Source organism: Dactylosporangium sp. McL0621, assembly GCF_049995355.1.
GTDB lineage: Bacteria > Actinomycetota > Actinomycetes > Mycobacteriales > Micromonosporaceae > Dactylosporangium.
The window spans coordinates 10,558,008-10,579,388 of sequence record NZ_CP188259.1 but is presented as its reverse complement, the minus strand read 5'-3'; the positions used below and the strand labels follow the sequence as shown (position 1 = coordinate 10,579,388).

Annotated in this window: 19 protein-coding genes, 1 tRNA gene and 1 pseudogene; 8 read left to right on the top strand and 13 right to left on the bottom strand. The window is 74.6% G+C overall.

Going from position 1 to position 21,381, the window contains the following annotated elements; translation table 11 throughout:
- Nucleotides 1-7: 7 nt before the first annotated feature.
- The 10 genes from ACPPVO_RS50055 to ACPPVO_RS50010 form a co-directional block, all read right to left on the bottom strand.
- Nucleotides 8-1,222 (bottom strand): DUF2201 family putative metallopeptidase, encoded by a 1,215-nt coding sequence (locus ACPPVO_RS50055; protein ID WP_426506208.1) that lies wholly within the window; start codon nucleotides 1,220-1,222, stop codon nucleotides 8-10.
- Nucleotides 1,219-2,397 (bottom strand): AAA family ATPase, encoded by a 1,179-nt coding sequence (locus ACPPVO_RS50050; protein WP_426506206.1) that lies wholly within the window; start codon nucleotides 2,395-2,397, stop codon nucleotides 1,219-1,221. Before ACPPVO_RS50050 ends, ACPPVO_RS50055 begins: the two co-directional genes overlap by 4 nt.
- 44 nt (nucleotides 2,398-2,441) lie before the next feature.
- On the bottom strand, nucleotides 2,442-2,612 hold the full coding sequence (locus ACPPVO_RS50045) for a hypothetical protein (RefSeq protein ID WP_426506205.1): 171 nt from the start codon (nucleotides 2,610-2,612) through the stop codon (nucleotides 2,442-2,444).
- Between the two features lie 59 nt (nucleotides 2,613-2,671).
- Entirely contained in the window at nucleotides 2,672-3,796 is a 1,125-nt protein-coding gene (locus ACPPVO_RS50040; protein WP_426506203.1) for a gala protein, read from the bottom strand.
- A complete protein-coding gene (locus ACPPVO_RS50035) occupies nucleotides 3,790-5,004 on the bottom strand; it encodes an SDR family NAD(P)-dependent oxidoreductase (protein WP_426506201.1) in 1,215 nt (404 codons plus the stop codon). The genes ACPPVO_RS50040 and ACPPVO_RS50035 overlap by 7 nt, the downstream gene beginning before the upstream one ends.
- Nucleotides 5,005-5,035: 31 nt before the next feature.
- Nucleotides 5,036-5,110, bottom strand: a tRNA-Met gene (locus ACPPVO_RS50030).
- Entirely contained in the window at nucleotides 5,101-5,508 is a 408-nt protein-coding gene (locus tag ACPPVO_RS50025) for a VOC family protein (RefSeq protein WP_426506199.1), read from the bottom strand. Before ACPPVO_RS50025 ends, ACPPVO_RS50030 begins: the two co-directional genes overlap by 10 nt.
- A gap of 74 nt (nucleotides 5,509-5,582) precedes the next feature.
- Nucleotides 5,583-6,044, bottom strand: coding sequence for a hypothetical protein (locus ACPPVO_RS50020; RefSeq protein WP_426506197.1), 462 nt, complete (start codon nucleotides 6,042-6,044; stop codon nucleotides 5,583-5,585).
- 28 nt (nucleotides 6,045-6,072) lie between these two features.
- Nucleotides 6,073-6,666 (bottom strand): RNA polymerase sigma factor, encoded by a 594-nt coding sequence (locus tag ACPPVO_RS50015; RefSeq protein WP_426506195.1) that lies wholly within the window; start codon nucleotides 6,664-6,666, stop codon nucleotides 6,073-6,075.
- Nucleotides 6,667-6,763: 97 nt separating this feature from the next.
- Nucleotides 6,764-7,921 (bottom strand): S8 family peptidase, encoded by a 1,158-nt coding sequence (locus ACPPVO_RS50010; protein WP_426506193.1) that lies wholly within the window; start codon nucleotides 7,919-7,921, stop codon nucleotides 6,764-6,766.
- A gap of 104 nt (nucleotides 7,922-8,025) precedes the next feature.
- Here ACPPVO_RS50010 and ACPPVO_RS50005 point away from each other — a divergent pair, with 104 nt between their 5' ends.
- Nucleotides 8,026-10,584, top strand: coding sequence for an FHA domain-containing protein (locus ACPPVO_RS50005; protein ID WP_426506191.1), 2,559 nt, complete (start codon nucleotides 8,026-8,028; stop codon nucleotides 10,582-10,584).
- Nucleotides 10,585-11,889: 1,305 nt separating this feature from the next.
- Here the strand turns inward: ACPPVO_RS50005 and ACPPVO_RS50000 are convergent.
- Nucleotides 11,890-11,961 (bottom strand): annotated as a pseudogene (locus ACPPVO_RS50000) (hypothetical protein); the annotation flags it as partial.
- A 1,925-nt stretch (nucleotides 11,962-13,886) separates the two neighbouring features.
- Between ACPPVO_RS50000 and ACPPVO_RS49995 the strand changes: the two are divergent.
- From ACPPVO_RS49995 to ACPPVO_RS49975, 5 genes are all read left to right on the top strand, one after another.
- On the top strand, nucleotides 13,887-14,621 hold the full coding sequence (locus ACPPVO_RS49995; protein ID WP_426506190.1) for a dienelactone hydrolase family protein: 735 nt from the start codon (nucleotides 13,887-13,889) through the stop codon (nucleotides 14,619-14,621).
- A gap of 2 nt (nucleotides 14,622-14,623) precedes the next feature.
- On the top strand, nucleotides 14,624-14,902 hold the full coding sequence (locus ACPPVO_RS49990) for a DUF6295 family protein (protein ID WP_360376048.1): 279 nt from the start codon (nucleotides 14,624-14,626) through the stop codon (nucleotides 14,900-14,902).
- 184 nt (nucleotides 14,903-15,086) lie between these two features.
- A complete protein-coding gene (locus ACPPVO_RS49985; protein ID WP_426506188.1) occupies nucleotides 15,087-16,973 on the top strand; it encodes a propionyl-CoA synthetase in 1,887 nt (628 codons plus the stop codon).
- A 63-nt stretch (nucleotides 16,974-17,036) separates the two neighbouring features.
- The gene (locus tag ACPPVO_RS49980; RefSeq protein ID WP_426506187.1) at nucleotides 17,037-17,612 is read left to right on the top strand and encodes an ATP-dependent Clp protease proteolytic subunit; all 576 of its coding nucleotides are present in this window, start codon (nucleotides 17,037-17,039) and stop codon (nucleotides 17,610-17,612) included.
- Between the two features lie 23 nt (nucleotides 17,613-17,635).
- Nucleotides 17,636-18,850, top strand: coding sequence for a serine hydrolase domain-containing protein (locus tag ACPPVO_RS49975; RefSeq protein ID WP_426506185.1), 1,215 nt, complete (start codon nucleotides 17,636-17,638; stop codon nucleotides 18,848-18,850).
- Nucleotides 18,851-18,856: 6 nt separating this feature from the next.
- On the opposite strand, the gene ACPPVO_RS49970 is transcribed toward ACPPVO_RS49975, so the two are convergent.
- Nucleotides 18,857-19,564 (bottom strand): hypothetical protein, encoded by a 708-nt coding sequence (locus ACPPVO_RS49970; RefSeq protein WP_426506183.1) that lies wholly within the window; start codon nucleotides 19,562-19,564, stop codon nucleotides 18,857-18,859.
- 51 nt (nucleotides 19,565-19,615) lie between these two features.
- Between ACPPVO_RS49970 and ACPPVO_RS49965 the strand changes: the two genes are divergently transcribed.
- Together ACPPVO_RS49965 and ACPPVO_RS49960 are read left to right on the top strand one after the other, a co-directional pair.
- Nucleotides 19,616-20,182, top strand: a complete 567-nt coding sequence (locus tag ACPPVO_RS49965) for an O-methyltransferase (RefSeq protein WP_426506182.1) — start codon at nucleotides 19,616-19,618, stop codon at nucleotides 20,180-20,182.
- Between the two features lie 67 nt (nucleotides 20,183-20,249).
- Nucleotides 20,250-20,732, top strand: coding sequence for an STAS domain-containing protein (locus ACPPVO_RS49960; protein ID WP_426506180.1), 483 nt, complete (start codon nucleotides 20,250-20,252; stop codon nucleotides 20,730-20,732).
- Here the strand turns inward: ACPPVO_RS49960 and ACPPVO_RS49955 are convergent.
- Complete coding sequence (locus ACPPVO_RS49955) at nucleotides 20,677-21,342, bottom strand: pentapeptide repeat-containing protein (RefSeq protein WP_360376034.1); 666 nt, start codon at nucleotides 21,340-21,342, stop codon at nucleotides 20,677-20,679. The genes ACPPVO_RS49960 and ACPPVO_RS49955 overlap by 56 nt on opposite strands.
- Between the last annotated feature and the right edge of the window lie 39 nt (nucleotides 21,343-21,381).

Below are 21,381 nucleotides of genomic sequence, written 5' to 3'. Positions count from 1 at the left end.
GGACGTCTCAGTCGTCGGTGATGTGGATCGCCTCCATCCAGGCCGGGGTCGCGGGCGGGTTCGGGCCGATCAGCCCCGCGATGATCCGGCAGCCGCCCGGCTCGTCCGGCCACGGGGTCAGGCCGTCGGTCAGCACCACGATGATGTTCGGCGGCTCCGGCTGCCGCCGCGCGCGCTCGATGCCCACGCGCATGTCGGTGCCGCCGCCCCCGCTCAGCTGGACCTGCTCGGTCTTCGTCACCCGGGTCACGGCCGTGACGTCGGCGTCGCAGGCGAGCACCGTGACACGGTTGCCGCGGATGCCGACCGCGCGCAGCACGCCCGTCACCTCGGCCAGGCACGACGCGAGCTGGCCGTCGCCCATCGAGCCCGAGGTGTCGATGACGATCGCGACCCGCGGCAGGGGCTGGCGCAGGCTCGGCAGCACGACCCCGGGCAGCGCGGCACTGCGCCGGCCCGGCCGCGCGTACGTGTAGTCGACCGCCCCGCTCGCCCACACCACGGCCTGCCGCAGCGCCCCGGTGAGCAGCCGCCGCCAGTCGACGGTCGGCTCGGCGATCTCGTCGGCCCAGCGCCGCCAGCCCTGCGGCACGGTGCCGCGCCCGCGCACGTGGGCCCGGATGCCGTCGGCCGTCGACCGCCGGATCGCCCCCGCCTCCACCTCGGTCACCGCGGGCGCCCCGCCGGCCCCGAGCTCGCCCGCGATCTCCATGCCGTGCGCCCCCGACCCGCATTGCACGTGGATGACGTGGGTGTGGGGGATGCCGGCCAGGTACTCCTCGAAGAGCCGCCCCGGCGGCAGCCCGAACGTCCCGGGCTCCACGCGGCTGTGCGGCAGCGGCAGCCCGTCGGCGATGAGGTCGTCGTTGATCTCGCAGTCCTGCGCGAGGTTGACCCGCAGGTGGTCGTCGCGGTCGGCGTGCCGCAGCCGCTCGGCCCGCCCGTGGTGATCCCGCAGCAGGTGCGCGACCTCGTGCACCCAGACCCCGGCCAGCTCCTCCACCGGGTGGGCGGTCACGAAGCCGGGGTTGACATACAGCCGCCAGTGCCGGTCGACGCCCATCGTGGACAGGTGCCAGGCGGGCACGACGGACAGCGCATACAGCGCCGAGGCGAGATACGGCCGCAGTTTCGCCGCCCGGTACCGCGCCGCGAGCAGCTTCGTCCGGTCCAGCGCCACCCGGGCCGGCGACGCGGAGTCCAAAGGCGCCGGCGAGCTCACCGCATCGCCCCCGAGAGGCGCAGGATGTCGACGAAGGCGTCAATCGTCGGCGGGACCGGCCACGACTTCTCCCGCATGGCCGCCAGGTCCGCGGCCGCCCGGGCCGCCACGTCCGGCACCCCCGCGTCGACCGCCTTGGCCAGCACCGTCCACGCCGCCTCCCAGCGCGGCCGCGACGTGTCCGACTGCACGGCCGACACGATCGCGGTGAGGAAGGCCAGCTGGCGGTCGCCGCGCTCCGGCAGGGCGAACGCGTCCGGGTTGGCCAGGACGCGGTTCGGGTCGGGCAGGTCGAGCTCGTCGAGGTAGGTGATGAACTCGAGGCCCGCGCCGTCGCCGATCGCGCCGATGAGGGCCGTCGACAGTGCCTCGCGCGAGGCGTCGCTGGCCAGGGCGAACGTGAGCAGGCGCAGCGCCATCTCCCAGGTGCGCGGGGAGGGCCAGGCGCCGCCGCGGGCCTCGGCGTCGGCGGGCAGGTGGTGGGTCAGGCCGGGGCGGGCGGTCAGGAAGCCCGACAGCGTGCCGCGGGCGCGGGCCAGCGCGGACGCGGCCCGGCGCGGGTCGATGCGCGGGATGTCGGCGGTCGGCCAGGTGCCGGCCAGGCCGCGGGCGACGACCGCCGGGTCGTGGGTCCAGTGCAGGTGCACGAACCGGTTGGCCAGCGGCGGGCTGAGGTGCCAGCCGTCGGCCGCGCTGGCCGGCGGGTTGGCCGCGGCCACCACGCGCACGCCGGGCGGCAGGGCCAGGCTGCCGACCCGCCGCTCGAGCACGACCCGCAGCAGGGCCGCCTGCACGGCCGGCGGGGCCGAGGACAGCTCGTCGAAGAAGACCAGCCCGACGCCGCCGCGGGTCAGGCGGACCGCCCAGTCGGGCGGGGCCATCGGCACCCCCTGGGTCGCCGGATCGTCGCCGACGACCGGCAGTCCGGCGAAGTCGGAGGGCTCGTGGATGCTCGCGATGACCGTCTCCATCGGCACCTCGAGCCGGTCGGCGAGCTGCTGCAGCGCGGAGGACTTGCCGATGCCGGGCTCGCCCCACAGCAGCACCGGCAGATTCGCCGACACGGCCAGCGCGAGCGCCTCGAGCTGCACGTTGTCGCGGCGCTCGACACGGGTCGCACGGGTCGCGGCGAGCAGGTCGTCCGCCGCGGCGAGCAGGTTCAAAGCCTCCGTCATGCCCGCGAGATTAGCCGGGGGGTACGACAAAAATCGCCGGGATATCAGGCCGGGAGCTCCGGGCCATCGTCCCGCCGATGGCGGTCCCAGGCCTCCACGACCAGGTCGTCGACCGTCGCCCCGGCGGCGATCAGCGCCCGCACGAGGACCGGCGACCCGCCGTCGTGCACGGCCGCGTACAACGCGGTCAGCCCGGCGTGGTCGCGGTCGTCCACGTCGAGCCCGCCCGCGAGCAGGCGCTCTCAGCCCAGCGCGCTACCGGAGACGAGGGCGCTCACCGGTACACACTCAGGATCTCGCTCGCGAAGGGCGGCTCGTCCCCGGCCAGCAGCTCGGCGAGCCGCCGCTTGACGCGCCGCGGCACATCGGGCCCCAGCGTCAGGCGCCGCAGCCCGGTCCGGCCCGTCTCCACCGCGGCGAGCAGCGCCTTGGCCCCGCGGCCGCGCACCCCCGTGTGGCGCAGGTCGAGGCGGCGCAGCGGGCTGCCGGGCAGCGCCTCGGCGAGGACCCGAGCGCCCGCGTCGCCGATGGTGTTGTCCACGGCGCCGAGCACCCGCAGCGACAGCGGCCGGCTCAGGTCCAGACCCTCCAGCCGGCCGAGGCGGGCCGCGACCGGCGCCACGTCGGTCAGGCCGTTGCCGCCCAGGCCCAGCGTCGTACCGTCGCGGGAAATCCCCTCCACGACCAGCCCGGCGCCCTCGTCGCCGAGGCGGTTCGCCGCGAGGAACAGCCCCGTGACGCCGCACTCGGCCAGCAGGCGGCGCAGCAGCGGCGCGGCGGACGGCCCGAGCCCGTTGCCGCCGAGGAAGACCCGCGCGACGGGCCGCTCCCGCGCGGCGAGGGCGTCGACGAGCAGCGCCAGCCCGGCCGTCGTGAGCCCGGTGTTTACCAGGTCCAGCGTGGTGAGGGCGGTGTTCGTGCGCAGCGCGGCGGCGAGCGCGGCGATCCCGTCGTCGCCGAGCGGGTTGCGCTTGAGCCACAGCGCGGTCACGGTGTCGTCGCCGGCAAGCCGCTCGAACAGGGGCTCCGCGCCGCTCGCGTCGATGGCGTTGCAGCCGAGGTACAGCGTCTCCACGCCGTGCCCGGGGGCCAGCGACGCGGCGAGCGCGGCGGTCCCGGGCGCGCCGAGGCCGTTCGTGCCGAGCAGGAGGTGTACCGCATGGGCCGACCCGACCACGCGGTCCAGCACCCGGCTGACCCCGTCCGCCCCGAGGCCCTGCTTGCACAGGTCGAGCCGCCCGTCGGGCTGCAGCGTGCCGAGCGGGAAACGCTCGGTCGCGGCGACCCCGGCCGGATCGGACAGCCGGGCCAGCAACGGCTCGAGAAGTGCAAGATCCGCCGTCGGTACCGCCGGTGCCGCCATCACGGGACAGGAGATCTCGATCCCGGGCTCTACCACTGCACCTCCCGGTAGTCCTTGAGGAAGACGCCGTGCACCCGGTCGCCGTGCACGCCGCGCACGATCGGGTCGTAGACGCGCGCGGCCCCGTCCACCACGTCCAGCGGCACCCGGAAGCCCCTGCGGTGCAGCGCCTCGCGGGTCGCGTGGGGCCGCTCGTCGGTGACCCAGCCGGTGTCGACGCTGGTGACGTGGATGCCGGCGGCCGCGTACTCGTCCGCGATCGTGCGCGTCAGCATGTTCAGGCCCGCTTTGGCCATGTTCGTGTGCGGGTGGCCGGCGGTCTTGTTCGCCCGGCTGAAGCTGCCCTCCATCGCCGAGACGTTGACGACGTACCGGTCGGGGAAGGGCGACGCGGCCAGCAGGGGCCGCAGGCGGGCGGTCAGCAGGAAGGGTACGAAGGCGTTGATGACCTGCACCTCGATCCACTCCCGCGGGGTCACCTGGTGCGCCTTGAGCGTCCAGCTGTTCACCGGCCGCAGGTCGAGCGGCTCGCCGGTCTCGTCGAGCGCGCCGGCCGGGAAGAACAGGTCGGCGGGGGAGGCGGGCAGCGCGGGGCGGCCCTCGGCGGCGGCGAGCTCGCGATGGTACGAGGCCGGGCGCTGGATGGTCTGGGCCGCGTTGTTGACCAGGATGTCGAGGTGGCCCCAGCGCGCGGCGACGGCGTCGGTGAGCCCGACGACGCCGGGCAGGTCGAGGAAGTCCACGCCGTGGACGTGCAGCCGGTGGTGCCACTGCCCGGCATCCGGTACCGCCGCGAAGCGCCGCCCCGCGTCCCGCGGGAACCGCGTGGTGACGACGACCTCGGCCCCGTCGCGCAGCAGCTTCAGCGCCGTCTCGAACCCGATCTTGATGCGGCCGCCGGTGAGCAGCGCGCGCCGGCCGGTGAGGTCGCAGCGCGCATGCCGCCGCGCGGTGTTGCCCGCGGCGCACTCGGCGCACAGCTGCGGGTACGACTGCGGAACTTCGCGGTAAGGCGACTTGCACACATAGCACCGGCGCTCGCGCCGCAACGGCGCGTCGCCGGGGCGCGGGTCCGTCAGAATCCGGCGGTCGTGCTCACCGGCCGCCGTGCGCCGCTCGGCCCGGCGCTGCTTCTTGCGGGCCCGGTAGGCCTTGTCGACCGCCGCCACCACGCGCTCGTCGGCGCCGTCGATGGCGGCCAGCACCCGGAGGCAGGCCTCGACGTCGGCGGGGTCGAGCGACACCGCAGCATGATAACCGCGCGCCGGCAGGCGGCGGGGCCGACCGGATTCGAACCGGTGTCCTCGTCGATTATGAGTCGGCGCGCGACGACCTCTGCGCTACGACCTCGCCGAGGCGAAGCTTACGGTCCGCGCCCGCGGCTGGTAGAGCTGGTGCAGCACGAAGCTGTTGCCGTCCGGGTCGGAGAAGCTGGTGACCCGCGAGAACAGGCCCTCCTCGATCGGGGTGTCGAAGACGATCCCCCGCTCGCAGGGCTCCTCGTAGGTCCGCTCGATGTCGTCGGTGTCGAGCACGATCCCGCGCAGCGAGCCGGGCGGCATCGTCTCGAACCAGGTGACGAGCGTGAACGACGTCTGGCCGTGCTTCGGCGCGACCTCGACCCAGCGGCGGTCGCCTTCGTCGTTGTCGCTGATCAGTTCCCAGTCCAGCGCGTTGATGTAGAAGTCGCGGGCCCTGTCCTGGTCGGTCACAGGAATGGAAACGATCTGCACGTGGTCGATGGGCATGGCCGGCTCCTCGCAGCTCCGCGGCACCTTTTCCGCGACGGTACCCCCTGTGACCTGCTATTTTGCCGAGAATTCTACAATTGCACCCATTCTGTGCGGACCGGCACGAAAGCGCCCTCGACCGCGGGCTCGCAGCGCAGGCGCACGGGCCCCGTCGCGACCCCCTCGATGCGGAAGCGCCCCTCGTCGTCGGCGGCGGTCTCGTGGGAGCCGGCGGGCGACTCCACCACGACGCGCGCGGCGACGACGGGCGCCAGCTCGCCGACCACGTCGACGGCGCCGGCGCGCGCGGTCACCTGGACATCGATGGTCAGCGCACCGCTGAAGAACGTCAGCACCCGGGGGGTACCGCCGCGGACCCCGCCCCGGACGGCGATGAGCCGATCGAGCGAGTCGCGCGTCAGGGCGGCCAGCGCCGCGTCCGGGTCGCGCCAGGCGAGGCTCGCCCGCGCGGCCGCAAGAACGTTCGGCGGCACCGGGTCGCGCCGGCCGGCGATGTCACGCAAAGAGCTCAGCACCTCTTCCTCCCCGATCATCGGGTCGGCCCTGCCCAGCCGCGGTGGGTCATGTCGAAGTCGCCAATCGTCGGCGCAGCGTGCCCAGGCAGCGCTTGCGGGTCGGTCCGATACTGCCGATCGGCACGTCGAGCGCGGCCGAGACCTCGGCGTAGCTCGGCGGGGGATCGGCGATGAGCACCCGCAGCAGCTGCTGGCACTGGCGGGAAAGCGTGCGGAACTCATGCCACAGCTGGGCGTCGCGCTCGTCGCGCAGGACCCCGGCGTCGGGCTCGTCCTCGACCGGCTCGACGCCGGCCGGGGCGCCGCCCAGGGTCTCCACGAAGTCACCGGCCGAGCCCGCGGGCACGTCGCGGCCGCTCTTGCGCAGCAGCGCGATGGCCTCGCGGCGGGCGGTGGTGGCCAGCCACGAGCCGAGCTTGTCGGCCTCGCGCACGGCATCGACGTGCTCCACCAGCCGCAGCCAGGTCGCCTGGCTCACGTCCGCGGCGTCGGACTGGCCGAGCTGGAAGCTGCGCGCCACCGACCAGACGAGGTTGGCGTACCTGTCCACAATGGACTCCCACGCCTGCTGGTCGCCGGCCGCGGCCGCCCGCAGAAGTGCGGCATTGTCGTGCTCACCGGGACTTTCGGGGTCGGCCATGGCTCCGAAGGGTAGCATCGCGGCCACCGGGCGACGGGGTGCGGCAACCAGCGCGCCGCACCCCGTCACCCCCCTCCCCCTGGTGTGATGCATGGCTTCACGCCACCCCCGCGTAGCGGCCGTAGCGCAGGCCCGCCCCCGCCACGACCGACTGCGCCGCGAGCCCGGCCGAGCCGGCCTCGGGCAGCGCGTCGGCGATCGCCGCGGCCACGTACGGCGCCGCGAACGAGGTGCCGCTCCATCGGGCCCAGCCGTCCGGGAAGCCGTCGTGGTGCACGTACGTGCTCAGCACGTCCGCGCCCGGGGCGGCCAGCGTGATCCAGGGCCCGGTGTTGCTCCAGTTGCAGATGCGCCGGCCGTCGTGGGCGGCGACCGCGACCACGCGACGCCGCCACGGCGCGCCGGTCCCGGCGTACGCGGCCGGCCAGAACGGCCGGTCGTGCTGGCCGTCGTTGCCGGCCGCCGCCACGACCACCCGGTCACCGTTGGTCAGCAGCTCCGCCAGCGCCGCCGTGAGCAGGACCGGAGGCCGGTCGTCGAGCGAGTATCCCCCCAGCGAGAGGTTGATGATCGGATCGTCGCCCGCCTGCCGGAGCGCCGCGACCAGGTCGCTCTCCCGGCATACCCCGAACGTGTCGACGATCCGCACCACTCTCGGCCGTACCCGCCGCGACCGGCCCAGCATGACCCCGGCGACGAAGTTCGCGTGCCCCGCGTCGCCCTGGCGCACCTCCGCGCCGTCGTCGTCGCCGGGCTCGAAGTCCTCGGTGACGTACCGCTCCTTCGGCAACGGGCTGTTCAGCCACACCCCGGTGTCCAGCACCAGGACGCGTACCCCACCGGCGCCCTTCTCCGGCAGAGTCAGCGCGCCGGGCGGCGCCGGGCGTGGCGGCCCGTACGCTCCGGCGTGCGCGAACGGTGTCGAGACGAACACGTGGTTCGGCGCGGCGGCCACCCGGGTGTCCCCGGCCGCCTCCGCCTGCACGCGCACGCGCCGTGCGGCCCGCGCCACGTCCAGGCCCGGCAGCCGCACCCGCCGGAAGCCGTCCGGGACATCCCCCTCCTCGACGATGTCCCGTGCGGTGAGCCCCTGCTCGGCGAACGCCTGGCGCGCGGTGGCGAAGTACTCCCCGAGCACCACCAGCTCGTCGGCGACGAAGCGCACCGGCGTGCCGTCCGCCCGGTCCTCGCGACGGATCCACGACAGACCGGCCAGTCGCCGGGCTCGCCGTGAACGCCACTCGTCCGGGGGCATGGGCTCCTCCTCCTCTGGTCCCGACAGACATGAGGACGCGCCCCGCCGGTCTGATACATGGCCCCGGGTGTTTTCTGTCGTACCCCCACGGCATGATGAGCCCCGTGGCGAGCATCGATCAGCAGACGGTGACCCGGGAGCTGCAAGTCCTCGAGGTGACCAGCGGCGACCAGAAGGCGACGGTCCGTCCGGACGACACCGTGACCATCGGCCGCGATGCCGCCAACGACCTGGTCATCGAGGGCAACCTGATCTCCCGGCGGCACGCCGAGGTCATCTGGAACGACGACGGCTGGTTCCTGCGCGACCTCGACAGCCGCAACGGCACCTTCGTCGCCGGGGAGAAGGCGGCCTTCGTCGCCGCCACCGACGGCGGCGAGGTCCACCTCGGCGCGGCCGACGGCCCGGCCCTCAAGTTCAAGGTGATCACCATCACCGAGCGGCTGCCCGTGCAGCCGGCGCCGCCGCAGCGGGAGGCGACCCAGCACGAGTTCGGCGCCGGGCGCATCCGCCTGGGCCGCGGCCCCGACAACGACATCGTCCTGACCGACCTGCGCAGCTCCCGCAACCACGCCGAGCTGCGCCGCACCCCGACCGGCGGCTTCGAGGTCGTCGACCTCGGCAGCCGCAACGGCACGTTCCACAACGGCAAGCAGGTCACCCGCCAGGACATGACCCCCGGCGACCTGATCTCGATCGGCCGCCACGAGTTCATCTTCGACGGCGCCCGGCTGCACGAGTTCGAGGACGCGGGGCCGTCCTCGCTCATCGCCGACGACCTCACGGTGCGCATCAAGGACGCGATCCTGCTCGACGACGTCAGCTTCGCCCTGGCCGAGGGCAGCCTGCTCGCCATCATCGGCCCGTCCGGCTGCGGCAAGTCCACGCTCGTCAAGGCGGTCGCCGGGCTGCGGCCGGCGACGCAGGGCGCGGTGCGCTACGACGGCCGCGACCTCTACGCCGACTACGCCGAGCTGCGCTACCGCATCGGCATGGTGCCGCAGGACGACGTGCTGCACCGCCAGCTCACCGTGCGCCGCGCCCTGCGCTTCGCCGCCGCCCTGCGCTTCGCCGACGACGTGCCGCGCAAGGAGCGCCGGGCCCGGGTCGCCGAGGTGCTCAAGACGCTCAACCTGACCGAGCGGGCCAAGCAGCGCATCGACAGCCTCTCCGGCGGCCAGCGCAAGCGCGTCTCGGTCGCGCTGGAGCTGCTGACCGAGCCGTCCCTGCTCTTCCTCGACGAGCCCACGTCCGGCCTCGACCCGGCCCTGGACAAGGAGGTCATGGAGGAGCTGCGGGAGCTCGCGGACAAGGGCCGCACCGTCGCCGTCGTCACGCACAACGTCATGCACCTCGACCTGGCCGACCGGGTGCTGGTGCTGACCGTGGGCGGCCGGATGGGCTACTTCGGCCCGCCCGGCGAGGTGCTGGAGTTCTTCGGCGCCGAGGACTACGCCGAGGTCTTCCGCGAGGTCACGACCAACGCCGAGCACTGGACGCGGAAGTACCGCTCGTCGGAGCTCTACACGCGATACGTCACCGAGCAGATCGCCGAGGCCCCGCCGCCGAAGCCGGAGGCGGTCGAGCAGGTCACGATCCCGGCCCAGCGCGTGGCCTCGGGGAGCGCCCACGTGCCGTCGCCGGCCGGGGCCACGACGGCGGTGGGGGAGGCGACGGCCGAGCAGGAGATGCCACCGCGGCCGGCCGGGTCGCCGACCGCGTCGCCGCCGCCTAGTTCTCCGGGCGCGCCGGGTTCTTCGGGCGCGTCGGGTTCGTCGGGCAAGGTCGTCGGGCGGGCGCGGGTCAAGCTCGGCGGGGCTTCGCTGCGCAGCCGGGTCGTGCATCCCGCGGCGCCCATCCGGCAGTTCCTCACCCTGTGCCTGCGGATGTTCTGGGTGATCGGCGCCGACCGCGGCCTGAGCGTGTTCATGGTCGGCCTGCCGCTCGCCCTGGCCCTGCTCACGCGGACGGTGCCGGGGGACAACGGCCTGGCGCCGGGCCTGTTGAAGTACAGCCTGGAGGCCCAGCGGCTCCTGGTCGTGCTGGCCGTCGGCGCCGCGTTCCTGGGCACCGCCGCGGCCATCCGCGAGCTGGTCAACGAGAGCACGATCTACAAGCGCGAACGCGCGGTCGGCCTGTCCGCCGGGGCCTACCTGGCCTCCAAGGTCTTCGTCTTCTCCCTGATCATCATCATGCAGACCACGCTGTTCACCTGGCTGGCGCTGCTGGGCAAGAACCCGCCGAAGGACCCGCTGCTCTTCAAGGAGCACTGGCTGGTCGAGATCACGATCCCGGTGGCCATGGTGGCGCTGGCCTCGATGGCCTTCGGCCTGCTGGTCAGCGCGCTGGTCAAGACTACCGAGCAGACGACCCCGGTGCTGGTGGTCGTGGTGATGGCCCAGCTGGTCCTCTCGGGCGGCCTCTTCGAACTGGACGGCCAGAACGTCCTGGAACAGATCTCCTGGCTGTTCCCGACGCGCTGGGGCCTGGCCGCGGGCGCGTCAACGGTGGACCTGCAGTCGATGATCCCGTTCAAGGACGCCCTGTGGGCCCACACAACGGGCGCATGGTGGCGCTCGGTACTGATCCTGCTCGCACAGATCATCCTGCTGACCGGCCTGGCGCGGCTGGCCTTGCGCCGCTCGGAGCCCGGCCGCCAGTAACCCCAGACGCAGGCAACGACCCCGCCCTTCAACGGGCGACCACTCCCTCCGGGGCCACCGTCCCCAGCGGCCGACCAGTCCCTCCGGGGACGCCGTCCAGAGCAGGTGACCACCCCCACGGGGGCGCCGGCCACAGCAGCCGACCACCCCACGGGGGCATCGGCCACAGCGGCCGACCCCCGGCGGCGACGACCGCGGCGGGCGACCAACCCCTCGGGGGCGCCGTCCACAGCGGCCGACCCCCTGGGGGGCGACGACCACGGCGGGCGACCAACCCCTCGGGGACGGCCGCCCGCTGACGACCGCCATGCGGGCATGGTCGCTCGCGTGCGGCAGCCCGCATGCTGGTGGCGGGCTCCTGTGGCCGCCCGCGCCCGCCCGCCGCCACTGCTCGCCCGCTCGTCCGCGTTCGCCCTGCCGCCGTCCGCGCTCGGCCGCCCGCGCCCGCGGCGTCCGCGCCGCGCCGCCCGTGCCCGCGTCCCGCGTCGTCCGTCTCGGCGACCCGCGCCCGCGCCGTCCGTGCCGGCACCGCCTGTGTCCGCGTCGTCCGCGCCGTTCGTGCCGGCGCCGCCCCCACGCCCGTGCCGGGCCGCGCCGGTGCCGGCCGCGCTGTCCGCGCTCGGCCGCGCGCCCGTCCGCCCGGCCCGCGTCCGTCCGGCCCGCGTCCGCGCTGCCCGTCCGCTTCGGTCGCCCGCGTCCGCCGCGTCCGCGCCGTCCGGGCCGGCGCCGTCCGTGTCCGCGCTGCCCGCGTCGTCCCTGCCGCCCGTGCCTGCGGTACAGCCCGATCTGGCCCTCCAGCGCCGAGGGCAGCCGGGCCGCCGGGACCCGCAGCGCCTCGAGCAGGCGGCGCACCGCCTTGTCCGCCCCGACGGCGGCCGCGGCCGGGGCGAAGCCGCCCAGGTCGAGGTAGAGCTGGCCGTCGTCGAAGCGCTCGGCGACCCGGTGGGCCCAGTGCACGGCGAGGGTGGTCTTGCCGACCCCGGCCGTGCCCTCCAGGACCGCGATCCGCGGGGTCGCGCCGCCGGCCGCCAGCGCCGCGTCGAGCCGGCGCAGGGCGTCGGCGCGCCCGACGAACGCGGCGATGTCCCGGGGCAGCTCCCGCGGCACGAGGCGGCCGGTCCGCGCGGGGTCCGGGGCGCTCTTCAGACCGCCGGGCAGGAGGCGGCCGGTTCGCGCGGGCTCCGGGCCGCCCTGCTGGATGCCGGGCACGAGGCCGGCGGTCCGCGCGGGCTCCGGGCCTCCCTGCAGGATGTCGTCGCGCACGGTGGTGACCTCCGCGCCGGGGTCGACGCCGAGCTCGTCGGCGAGCGCACGGCGCAACCGGTCGAAGGCGAGCAGCGCCTCGCCCGGGCGGCCGGCCAGGCGCTGCGCGGTCATGAGCCGGGCCGCCACCCGCTCGTCCCACGGGTGGCGCTCGGCCAGCTCCGCGTCCGCGGCCGTTCGTGCCGGCGTCGCCCATGCCCGTGCCGGCCGCGCCGCCGTCGGCCGCGCTGCCCGCGCTTGGCCGTGCTGCCCGTCCGCGCGCCGTCCGCTTCGGTCGCCCACGCCCGCCGCGTCCGCGCCGTCCGTGCTGGCGCCGCCGCGCTCGGCCGCGCCGCCCGCGCCGTCCGCCTCGGCCACCTGCGATCCGCGTCCGCCGCGTCCGTGCCGGCACCGCCCGCGCCCGTCCGCGCCGTCCGTGCCGGCGCCTTCCCATGCCCGCGCCGCCCGTGCTGGCGCCGCCGCGCTCGGCCGCGCCGCCCGTGCCCGGCGCGTCCGCGCCGTCCGCCTCTGCTGCCTGCGGTCCGTGCCCGCCGCGTCCGCGCTGGCCGTGCCAGGCGCCGCCCGCGCCGGCGCCGCCGCGCTCGGTCGCGCCGCCTGTGCCCGTGTCCGTGCCGTCCGCCTCGGCCGCCCGCGGTCCGCGCCCGGCCGCCCGCGCTGGCCGTGCCGGCGCGGCCCGCGCCGTCCGCCCGGCTCGCGTCCGCGCGGCCCGCGCCCGTGCCCTCCCTCCGAGCCCGTGCTGCCCCGCGCCCGTGTCCTCCGAGCCCGTGCTGCCCGTGCCCGTGCCCGTGCCCGGGCCCGCCGCGTCCGCGCCGTCCGCCTCGGCCGCCTGCGGTCCGCGCCCGGCCGCCCGCTGGCCGTGCCGGCGCCGCCCGCGCGGCCCGTCCGTGCCGTCCGCCTCGGCCGCCCGCGTCCGCGCCCCCGCGCTCGGCGGCGCCGCCCGCGTCCGTGCCGTCCGCCTCGGCCGCCCGCGTCCGCGCCCCCGCGCTCGGCGGCGCCGCCCGCGTCCGTGCCGTCCGCCTCGGCCGCCCGCGTCCGCGCCCCCGCGCTCGGCGGCGCCGCCCGCGTCCGTGCCGTCCGCCTCGGCCGCCCGCGTCCGCGCCCCCGCGCTCGGTCGCGGGCCCGCGTCCGCGCGGCCCGTGTCGGCGCCGCCGGGCTCGGTCGCGCCGTCTGTGCCCGAACGACGGCCACATATGTGTGGTCGCTCGCGTGCGGCAGGCAGCATGCTGGTGGCGAGTTCGTGTGGCCGCCAGCGCCCGCCCGCCGCCACCGCTCGTCCGCGTTCGCCCTGCCGCCGCCCACGCTCGGCCGCGCCGCCCACGCTCGGCCGCGCCGCCCGCGCCGCCCGCGCTCGGCCGCGCCGCCCGCGCTCGGCCGCGCCGCCCGCGCTCGGCCGCGCCGCCCGCGCTCGGCCGCGCCGCCCGCGCTCGGCCGCGCCGCCCGCGCTCGGCCGCGCCGCCCGCGCTTGGCCGCGCCGCCCGCGCTTGGCCGCGCCGCCCGCGCTTGGCCGCGCCGCCCGCGCTCGGCCGCGCCGCCCGCGCTCGGCCGCGCCGCCCGCGCTTGGCCGTCCACGCTTGGCCGCGCCGCCCGCGCCAGCGCCGCCCGCCCTCGGCCGCGCTGCCCGTGCCCGCCTGTGCCCGCCGCGTCCGCGCCGTCCGCCTCGGCCGCCGGCTGACGGTCAGCGCGCCCACGCTCGGTCGCCAAGGCGCGCGATGTCGCGAGTTGGTCGTCGGGGAGTGGAGTGGTCCCCCGGAAGCGCGCGTCGCCGCGAGAGAGCATGGCAGGCGTCCGGTCCAGCGGGACGGCCCCCAGCTGACGGGCTGTGCAATGCACGCCGCTGTCAGACACAGAAGGGCCCCAGGGGCAGGCGGACCGGCTGCCCAAGTAAGAACACAGCCGTCGGCGGGCGACCCCCACACCTCGCGGACGCTCGAAGTCGTGGGGGCACAGAGGCATGGGTGCCGGCACGCCGGTAGCTGGGCGGGGATATTGTTTGCCCGGCTAAGGAACAGCACCAGCGAAAAACGACTGGAGTGCAGCACATGTCAGACGCGATCCGTGCCGAGACGGTGTACATCGGTGAGGAGCAGATCCAGGCGTACCAGGCCCGTCCGCTCGACCCCGGTCCGTTCCCCGGCGTCGTGGTCATTCACCACCTGCCCGGGTACGACGAGGCGGCCAAGGAGATGGTTCGCAAGTTCGCCGTCAACGGCTATGCGGCAATCTGCCCCAACCTCTTCTGGCGCGAGGCTCCGAACGCCGCGCCCGACGACGCCTCCGCGTTCGTGCGCGGGCAGGGTGGCATCCCCGACGAGCAGATCATCGGTGATGTTGCCACGGCCGCGGCGGCGCTGCGGGGGCTGGACAATGCCAACGGGAAGGTCGGGGTTATCGGGCACTGCTCCGGTGGCCGGCAGGCGCTGCTCGTCTCGACCGCCGTTGCGCTCGATGCGGCCGTCGACTGTTACGGGGCATTTGCGCTCGAGGCGCCCCCTACCGGGTCGCCGCTCAAGGTCGGCTCGATCCGGGATCGCCTGCCTGACGTGCGCTGCCCGGTGCTGGGGCTGTTCGGCGACGACGACAAGTATCCGGCGCCCGACGAGGTTGCGCGCCTCGCCGCGCTCATGGGCGAGCACGGCAAGTCGTTCGAGCACCACAGCTACGCGGGGGCCGGGCACGGGTTCTTCGCGGTGGACCGCCCGTCGTACCGGCCCGAGGCCGCGGTCGACGGGTGGAAGCGCGTTTTCGCGTTCTTCGGCACACACCTGGGGGCCTGACCGTGTGCACGTACGAGACCGAGACGGTCGACATCGAAGGCGCCGGCAAGGGCGCGACCGGCTGGTTCGACCTCACCCGCGCCGCGGTGTACGTCGATCATCCGCAGCACGCGCAGTTCGGTCACACGCTGAACATCGACTTCGCCAACCCGGCGCTCGGACCGTCGGCCCGGGTCGCGGTCGAGCTCACCGAGGAGGCCGCGCTCGCCCTGGTCGCGGCCATCCAGCAGGCCCTGGCCAACGCCCCCGCGGGCCTAGCGAGCGCCGCCGCGCCGGTGTAACAAAGGCAGCCGGTGTAACAAAGGCCGCCGGTGTAACAAAGGCCGCCGGTGCAACAAAGGCAGCCGGTGTAACAAAGGCAGCCGGTGTAACAAAGGCCGCCGGTGTAACAAAGGCAGCCGACAAAACGGGCGAGCAACGCATCGGCCCTACCCAACCCGTGCCCCGCGGAGCAGGATCAAGGACATGGGCGCCTACCACGACATGTACCAGCGCAGCCTCGCCGACCCCGAGTGGTTCTGGCGCGACGCCGCCGCCGGTGTGGACTGGGAGCGCATGCCCATGCGCATCCTCGACGCGGACCGCCCGCCCTTCTACCGCTGGTACCCCGACGCCGAGCTCAACACCTGCCACAACGCGCTGGACCGGCACGTCGACGGCGGGCGCGGCGACGACCTCGCGCTCGTGTACGACAGCCCGGTCACGGGCACCGTCCGGCGGTACACCTTCCGGGAACTGCGCGACGAGGTCGCCGTCTTCGCGGGCGCCCTGCGCCGGCTCGGCGTCGGGCCGGGCGACCGGGTCGTGGTCTACATGGCGATGGTGCCCGAGGCCGTCGTCGCCATGCTGGCCTGCGCGCGGCTCGGCGCGGTCCACTCGGTGGTGTTCGGCGGCTTCGGCCCGAAGGAGCTCGCGGCCCGCATCGACGACGCCCGGCCCAAGGTCATCGTCGCGACCTCGTGCGGCGTCGAGCCGAGCCGCCTGGTGGAGTACAAGCCGCTGCTGGACGCGGCGCTGGAGGAGGCCGGGCACAAGCCCGAGCACGTCGTGGTGCTGCAGCGCGAGCAGGGCCCGGCGCAGCTGCGCGACGGCGAGCTGACCTGGGCGCAGGCCGTCGACCAGGCGCCGGCCGCGGAGTGCGTGCCGACCGCGGCGACGGACCCGCTGTACATCCTCTACACGTCGGGCACGACCGGCCGGCCGAAGGGGATCGTGCGCGACAACGGCGGGCACGCCGTCGCGCTGACCTGGTCGATGGCGAACATCTTCGACTGCGGGGCCGGCGACGTGTTCTGGGCGGCGTCCGACGTCGGCTGGGTCGTCGGCCATTCGTACATCGTCTACGCCCCGCTGCTGGCCGGCGCGACGACGGTGCTGTACGAAGGCAAGCCCGTCGGCACCCCCGACGCCGGCGCGTTCTGGCGGGTGGTCGAGGACCACGGCGTCAACGTGCTCTTCGCCGCCCCGACCGCCATCCGCGCGATCCGCAAGGAGGACCCCGACGGGGCCCGGATCGACCGCGAGCGCATCAAGAGCCTGCGCACCGTGTTCATGGCGGGGGAGCGCCTCGACCCGCAGACCTACGCGTGGGCCGGCGAGCGCCTCGGCGTTCCCGTCGTGGACAACTGGTGGCAGACGGAGACGGGCTGGCCGATCGCCGCGAGCCCGCGCGGCCTCGAGGAGCTGCCCACGAAGCCCGGTTCGCCGTCGGTACCGGTCCCCGGCTACGACGTGCGCGTGCTCACCCCGGACGGGCAGGACGCCGCGACCGGCACCGACGGCGCGATCGCGATCCGGCTGCCGCTGCCTCCGGGGTGCCTGCCCACGCTGTGGGGCGACGACGAGCGGTTCGTCCGCTCGTACCTGTCCGCCTACCCCGGCCACTACCTCACCGGCGACGGCGGGCGGTTCGACGAGGACGGCTACCTGTACGTGATGGGCCGCACCGACGACGTCATAAACGTCGCCGGCCACCGCCTGTCGACCGGCTCGATGGAGGAGGTGCTCGCGAGCCACCCCGCGGTCGCCGAGTGCGCCGTGATCGGCGTCGACGACGAGCTCAAGGGCCAGGTGCCGCGCGGGTTCGTGGTGCTCAAGGCGGGTGTGGACACCCCGGCCGAGACGGTCGGGGCCGAGCTGGTGCGGCTGGTGCGCGACCGGATCGGGGCGGTGGCGAGCCTGCGCAGCGTGCAGGTGGTGGCCGGGCTGCCCAAGACCCGCTCGGGCAAGATCCTGCGCCGGACCATGCGGGGCATCGCCGACGGCCGCGAGGAGCCCGTGCCCTCCACCATCGAGGACCCGGCGGTGCTTGACGCCCTGCGACCGGTGCTCCGGGAGCAGGGAAAACGCTGAGAGCGAACACGCTCACGGCGAACGGGGGATCCAGGAGCAACCCGCAGGCCATACCGTCGGGGTATGGCCGACATTGAGATCCCGTTCGACAGCGCCGTCTTCGAGCGTCTGCTCAGCAAGCGCATCATCGTGCTCGGAACCGAGGTGAACGACGAGAGCGCCAACCGCATCTGCGGCCAGCTGATCCTGCTCGCCGCCGAGGACTCCGAGACGGACATCGCCTTCTGGATCAACTCCCCGGGCGGGTCGGTGTCCGCCGGCATGGCGATCTACGACACCATGAAGTTCATCAAGAACGACGTGTCGACCGTGGTCATGGGCATGGCGGCGTCGATGGGGCAGTTCCTGCTCAGCGCCGGCACCCCGGGCAAGCGCTACGCCCTGCCGCACTCGCGGGTCATGATGCACCAGCCCTCGGGCGGCATCGGCGGCACCGCGGCCGACATCGCCATCCAGGCCGAGCAGATGCTGTTCACCAAGAAGACCATGCAGCGCCTGATCGCCGAGCACACCGGGCAGACCTACGAGCAGATCGAGGCCGACTCGGACCGTGACCGCTGGTTCACCGCGCCGGAGGCGAAGGAGTACGGCTTCGTCGACCGGGTCGTGGAGGGGGCGGAGCAGCTCGCGGTTTCCTGAAACGGGATCTACAGTCCCGGGTTGTGAGTATCGATCGTGAAGTGGCGCCGGAGCAGGCCGGGTTCGACGCACGGCGGCTGGCCCGCCTCGACGCCCACTTCGCGCGATACGTCGACGATGGCCGCCTCGCCGGCTGGCAGCTGGCGGTCGCGCGCGACGGGAAGGTCGCGCACCACAGCGTGTACGGGCAGCGCGACGCCGAGGCCGGCCTGCCGGTCGAGCCCGACACGCTGTGGCGGCTGTACTCGATGACCAAGCCGGTCACCTCCGTCGCCGCGATGCTGCTGTGGGAGGAGGGCCGCTTCGAGCTCACCGACCCGATCAGCGAGTGGCTGCCCGAGTTCCGCGACATGCGGGTGTACGAGAAGGGCTCGGCGAACCAGCCCTACACGGTGCCGGCGACCGAGCCGATCCGGGTCTGGCACCTGCTCACGCACACGTCGGGACTGACGTACGGCTTCCTGTACACCTCAGTCGTCGACGCCCTGTACCGCAAGGCCGGCTACGACCTGAGCATGAAGCCCGGCGCCGATCTCGCCGAGGCCTCCCGCGCCTTCGCCGGCCTGCCGCTGCTGTTCCAGCCGGGCACCGCCTGGGGCTACGGGGTCAGCACCGACGTGCTCGGCCGCCTGGTCGAGGTGGTCGCCGGCATGCCGCTGCCGGAGTTCGTGCGCACGCGCATCCTCGAGCCGCTGGGCATGCACGACACGACCTGGTCGGTGGCGCCGGGTGAGCCGCGGATGGCGGCGCTGTACGTCCCGGGCCCCGACGGCCGCCGCGTGCGCTTCGACTCCTTCGGCGACCTGGCGTTCGAGGAGCCCAAGGCGCCGGCGGGCGGCGGCGGCCTGATCTCGACCGCCGCCGACTACCAGAAGTTCATGATGATGCTGCTGCGCCGCGGCGACGGCCTGCTCGCCCCGCGCACCGTCGCCTTCATGACCCGCAACCACCTGCCCGGCGGCGTCGACCTGGACAAGCTGCAGACCGGCGGCTTCGCCGAGACGACGTTCGAGGGCATCGGCTTCGGCCTGGGCTTCGCCGTCGTCCGCGACCCCGTCCCGGCCCGCGTGTACAGCAGCCCCGGCACCTTCTACTGGGGCGGCGCGGCGAGCACGGCCTTCTGGGTCGACCCGGTCGAGCGGCTCACGGTGGGCTTCTACGCCCAGCTCGTGCCGTCGAGCACCTACCCGCTGCGCCCCCAGCTGCGCCAGCTCGTCTACAGTGCGCTGACCGACTGAAACCGGTCAGACGAAGCTCAGGTTGCCACCGGCGGTGGCCACCTTGACCTTGTGCACCGAGCCCGCGTCGGTCTTGACCGTGCCGCTCTGCTTGCCGCCGTCGAGCTGGGCGTCCAGCGCGTACCCGTCCGAGGTCAGCCGCAGGTTCACGTTGCCGCCGCCGCTGTCGATGTCGATGCGGTCCGGCGCCTGGGTGATCTTGAGGTCGACCGGGCCGCCGCCGGTGCGCGCGTTGAACTCCGGCGGGGCCAGCCCCTCCGCGGACACCGCGCCGCCGTCGGTCTGCACGTCGATCAGGCCGGTCAGCCCGGTCAGGTCGACCCGCCCGCCCGAGCTGTCCAGCCGGATGCTCAGGGTCGAGGGCATCTCCACCACGTAGGAGATGGAGCAGTCGTTCTTCGGGCAGCCGGCCGAGCCGAGGATGAGCTCGCCGCCGTCCACGCTCTGCTTGCGGCCGGGCTTGTCGCTCTTGTACTTCAGCGTCTCCGTCACCTTGATGGTGGGCCCGCCGCCGACCTTGATCGAGATCGAGCCGCCCTCGCTGTCCACCTCGACCACGCTGACGTCGTCCTTCACCTCGAACGCGTTCGTGGCGGTCTGCTCGGGGCCGTCCTTCGCGGGCTTGTCCGGCGACTGCGACGGGGAACCGCAGGCGCCGAGGGCCAGCAGGACGGCGGCGGCGGGGGTGAGGACGCGCAGAGGCAGTGACTTCACGGGGCCCAGCTTTGCACGCGGAGCGCGACGATCTTCGGTAGGGTCGCCGCCGTGAGCCTCGTCGATACCGCCTACGCCCGGGCCACCGCGAACGGCTTCGGGCAGTCCTGCGAGCCCGAGGTCGGGCGCCTCCTGGCCACCCTGGCCGCCGCCCTGCCGCCGGGAGCGCGCGTGCTGGAGATCGGCACCGGCGCCGGGGTCGGCACCGCGTGGATCGCCGACGGCCTGCGGCCCCGCAGCGATGTCAGCGTGGACTCGGTCGAGGCCGACCCGGCCACCGCGGCCCTCGCCGCGACGGCGGAGTGGCCGGCCTTCGTGCACCTGCACGTTGCCGATGCACTGGAGTTCCTCGCGGCCACGCCCCACCGGTACGACCTCGTCTTCGCCGACGCGTTCGGGGGAAAGATCGAGGGGCTCGACCGTACCGTCGAAAAATTGAACGCTCGGGGGACCCTTGTCGTCGACGACATGACCCCGGTCGAGGGATGGCCGGAGGACTTCCGGGCCAAGCAGGCCGGGGTGCGCCGGGCGCTGCTCACCGACCCCGGGCTGGTCGCGGTGGAGCTGGCCCACGGCTCCGGCGTGATCATCGGCGTCCGTCGACCCCCGGCGGGCTGAACGGCGCAGGAGGGGTCGGCCACCCGGCCGCTGACACCGGGGGAGCGGTATCGGTACCGTCACAGCGATGAGTGCGGTCGTGCTGGCCCTGCACGGGCTGCTGGTGGAGGGGACGGTCGCGACCATCGAGCCGGTGCTCGCCGGGCTCCTGGTCGCCGACGAGCCCCGGCTGGTGCTCGACGTGTCCCAGGTGACGGTGTGCGACACCACCGGCGCCGAGCTGCTCGTCGGGGTGGCCGGCCTGGCCCGCGACCGCGGCGGCGAGCTGCGCCTGGCCGCGCCGTCGCCCGCGATCCGCTCCTGGCTCGGCATCGCGGCCGGGATGAGCGGGATCGCCGCCTTCGCCACCGTCGAGGGGGCCCTGGACGCCGACCCGCGCGACCTGCTCGGCCCGGCCCTGGCGCCGCCGGCCATCTGCGTCGACGACCCGCCACCGCCGCCGCTCAGCGCCGGACCCGCCCGCACGCCATCCCGCGGCCGGCCCCGCTGGCGGGTCAACCCTTCGGGCCGCGCACGATCACGCCGAGGTCCCGCATCACCGCGTCGGTGAGCCCCGGCAGCTGCGCCGGCTCGATCGTCACCCCGCGCAGGCTGCTCATCCCGCTGACCTCCGACAGCTGGTTGCCCCGCAGGTCGGCGCCGCGCAGGTCGCAGCTCTCGAACGACATCTGCCGCAGCCGGCAGCCCTGCATCGCCGCGTAGGGCAGCGCGCAGTCGCGCAGGTTGGTGTTGACCAGCACGCAGCCGACGAACCCGGTCGGGCCGGTGGTGTTGACGTCGTCGAGCGAGGCCCCGTCGAGGCGGCAGCCCTCGAACAGCACGTCCGACAGCCTGGACTCGGCCAGGTTGGCCCAGGTGAGCTTGCAGTTGACGAAGTGCACCCGCTCCAGCGTCAGCCCGGTCAGCCGGGCCGCGGTGAAGTCGACCTTCTCCAGGCGGCAGCCGCTGATCGTGACGTCCTCCCACACGACCCCGTTGAGGTCGAGGTTCTCCAGGTGGGAGCGGCGCAGCCGGGCGTCGATGAGCGTGGTGCGGATGGCGCGGCCCGTCTGCACGTAGGCCTCGTTGAGGTTGCCGCCCCACGGCGCGCTGACCGGCTCGAGCTCGCCGGGGTCGAACGCGGGGAGTTCGATCTCGATGTCGTGCACGCGCACTGCCACGTACCTCACCGTAGAGGGTCGGCCGAGCATGTGGCACGT

Coding starts and splice junctions, on each gene's coding strand:
- ACPPVO_RS50050 (WP_426506206.1), bottom strand. CDS start 2,397: ATGACGGAGGCTTTGAACCTGCTCGCCGCGGCGGACGACCTGCTCGCC.
- ACPPVO_RS50025 (WP_426506199.1), bottom strand. CDS start 5,508: ATGCCCATCGACCACGTGCAGATCGTTTCCATTCCTGTGACCGACCAG.
- ACPPVO_RS50020 (WP_426506197.1), bottom strand. CDS start 6,044: ATGATCGGGGAGGAAGAGGTGCTGAGCTCTTTGCGTGACATCGCCGGC.
- ACPPVO_RS50015 (WP_426506195.1), bottom strand. CDS start 6,666: ATGGCCGACCCCGAAAGTCCCGGTGAGCACGACAATGCCGCACTTCTG.
- ACPPVO_RS50010 (WP_426506193.1), bottom strand. CDS start 7,921: ATGCCCCCGGACGAGTGGCGTTCACGGCGAGCCCGGCGACTGGCCGGT.
- ACPPVO_RS49995 (WP_426506190.1), top strand. CDS start 13,887: ATGTCAGACGCGATCCGTGCCGAGACGGTGTACATCGGTGAGGAGCAG.
- ACPPVO_RS49985 (WP_426506188.1), top strand. CDS start 15,087: ATGGGCGCCTACCACGACATGTACCAGCGCAGCCTCGCCGACCCCGAG.
- ACPPVO_RS49980 (WP_426506187.1), top strand. CDS start 17,037: ATGGCCGACATTGAGATCCCGTTCGACAGCGCCGTCTTCGAGCGTCTG.
- ACPPVO_RS49960 (WP_426506180.1), top strand. CDS start 20,250: ATGAGTGCGGTCGTGCTGGCCCTGCACGGGCTGCTGGTGGAGGGGACG.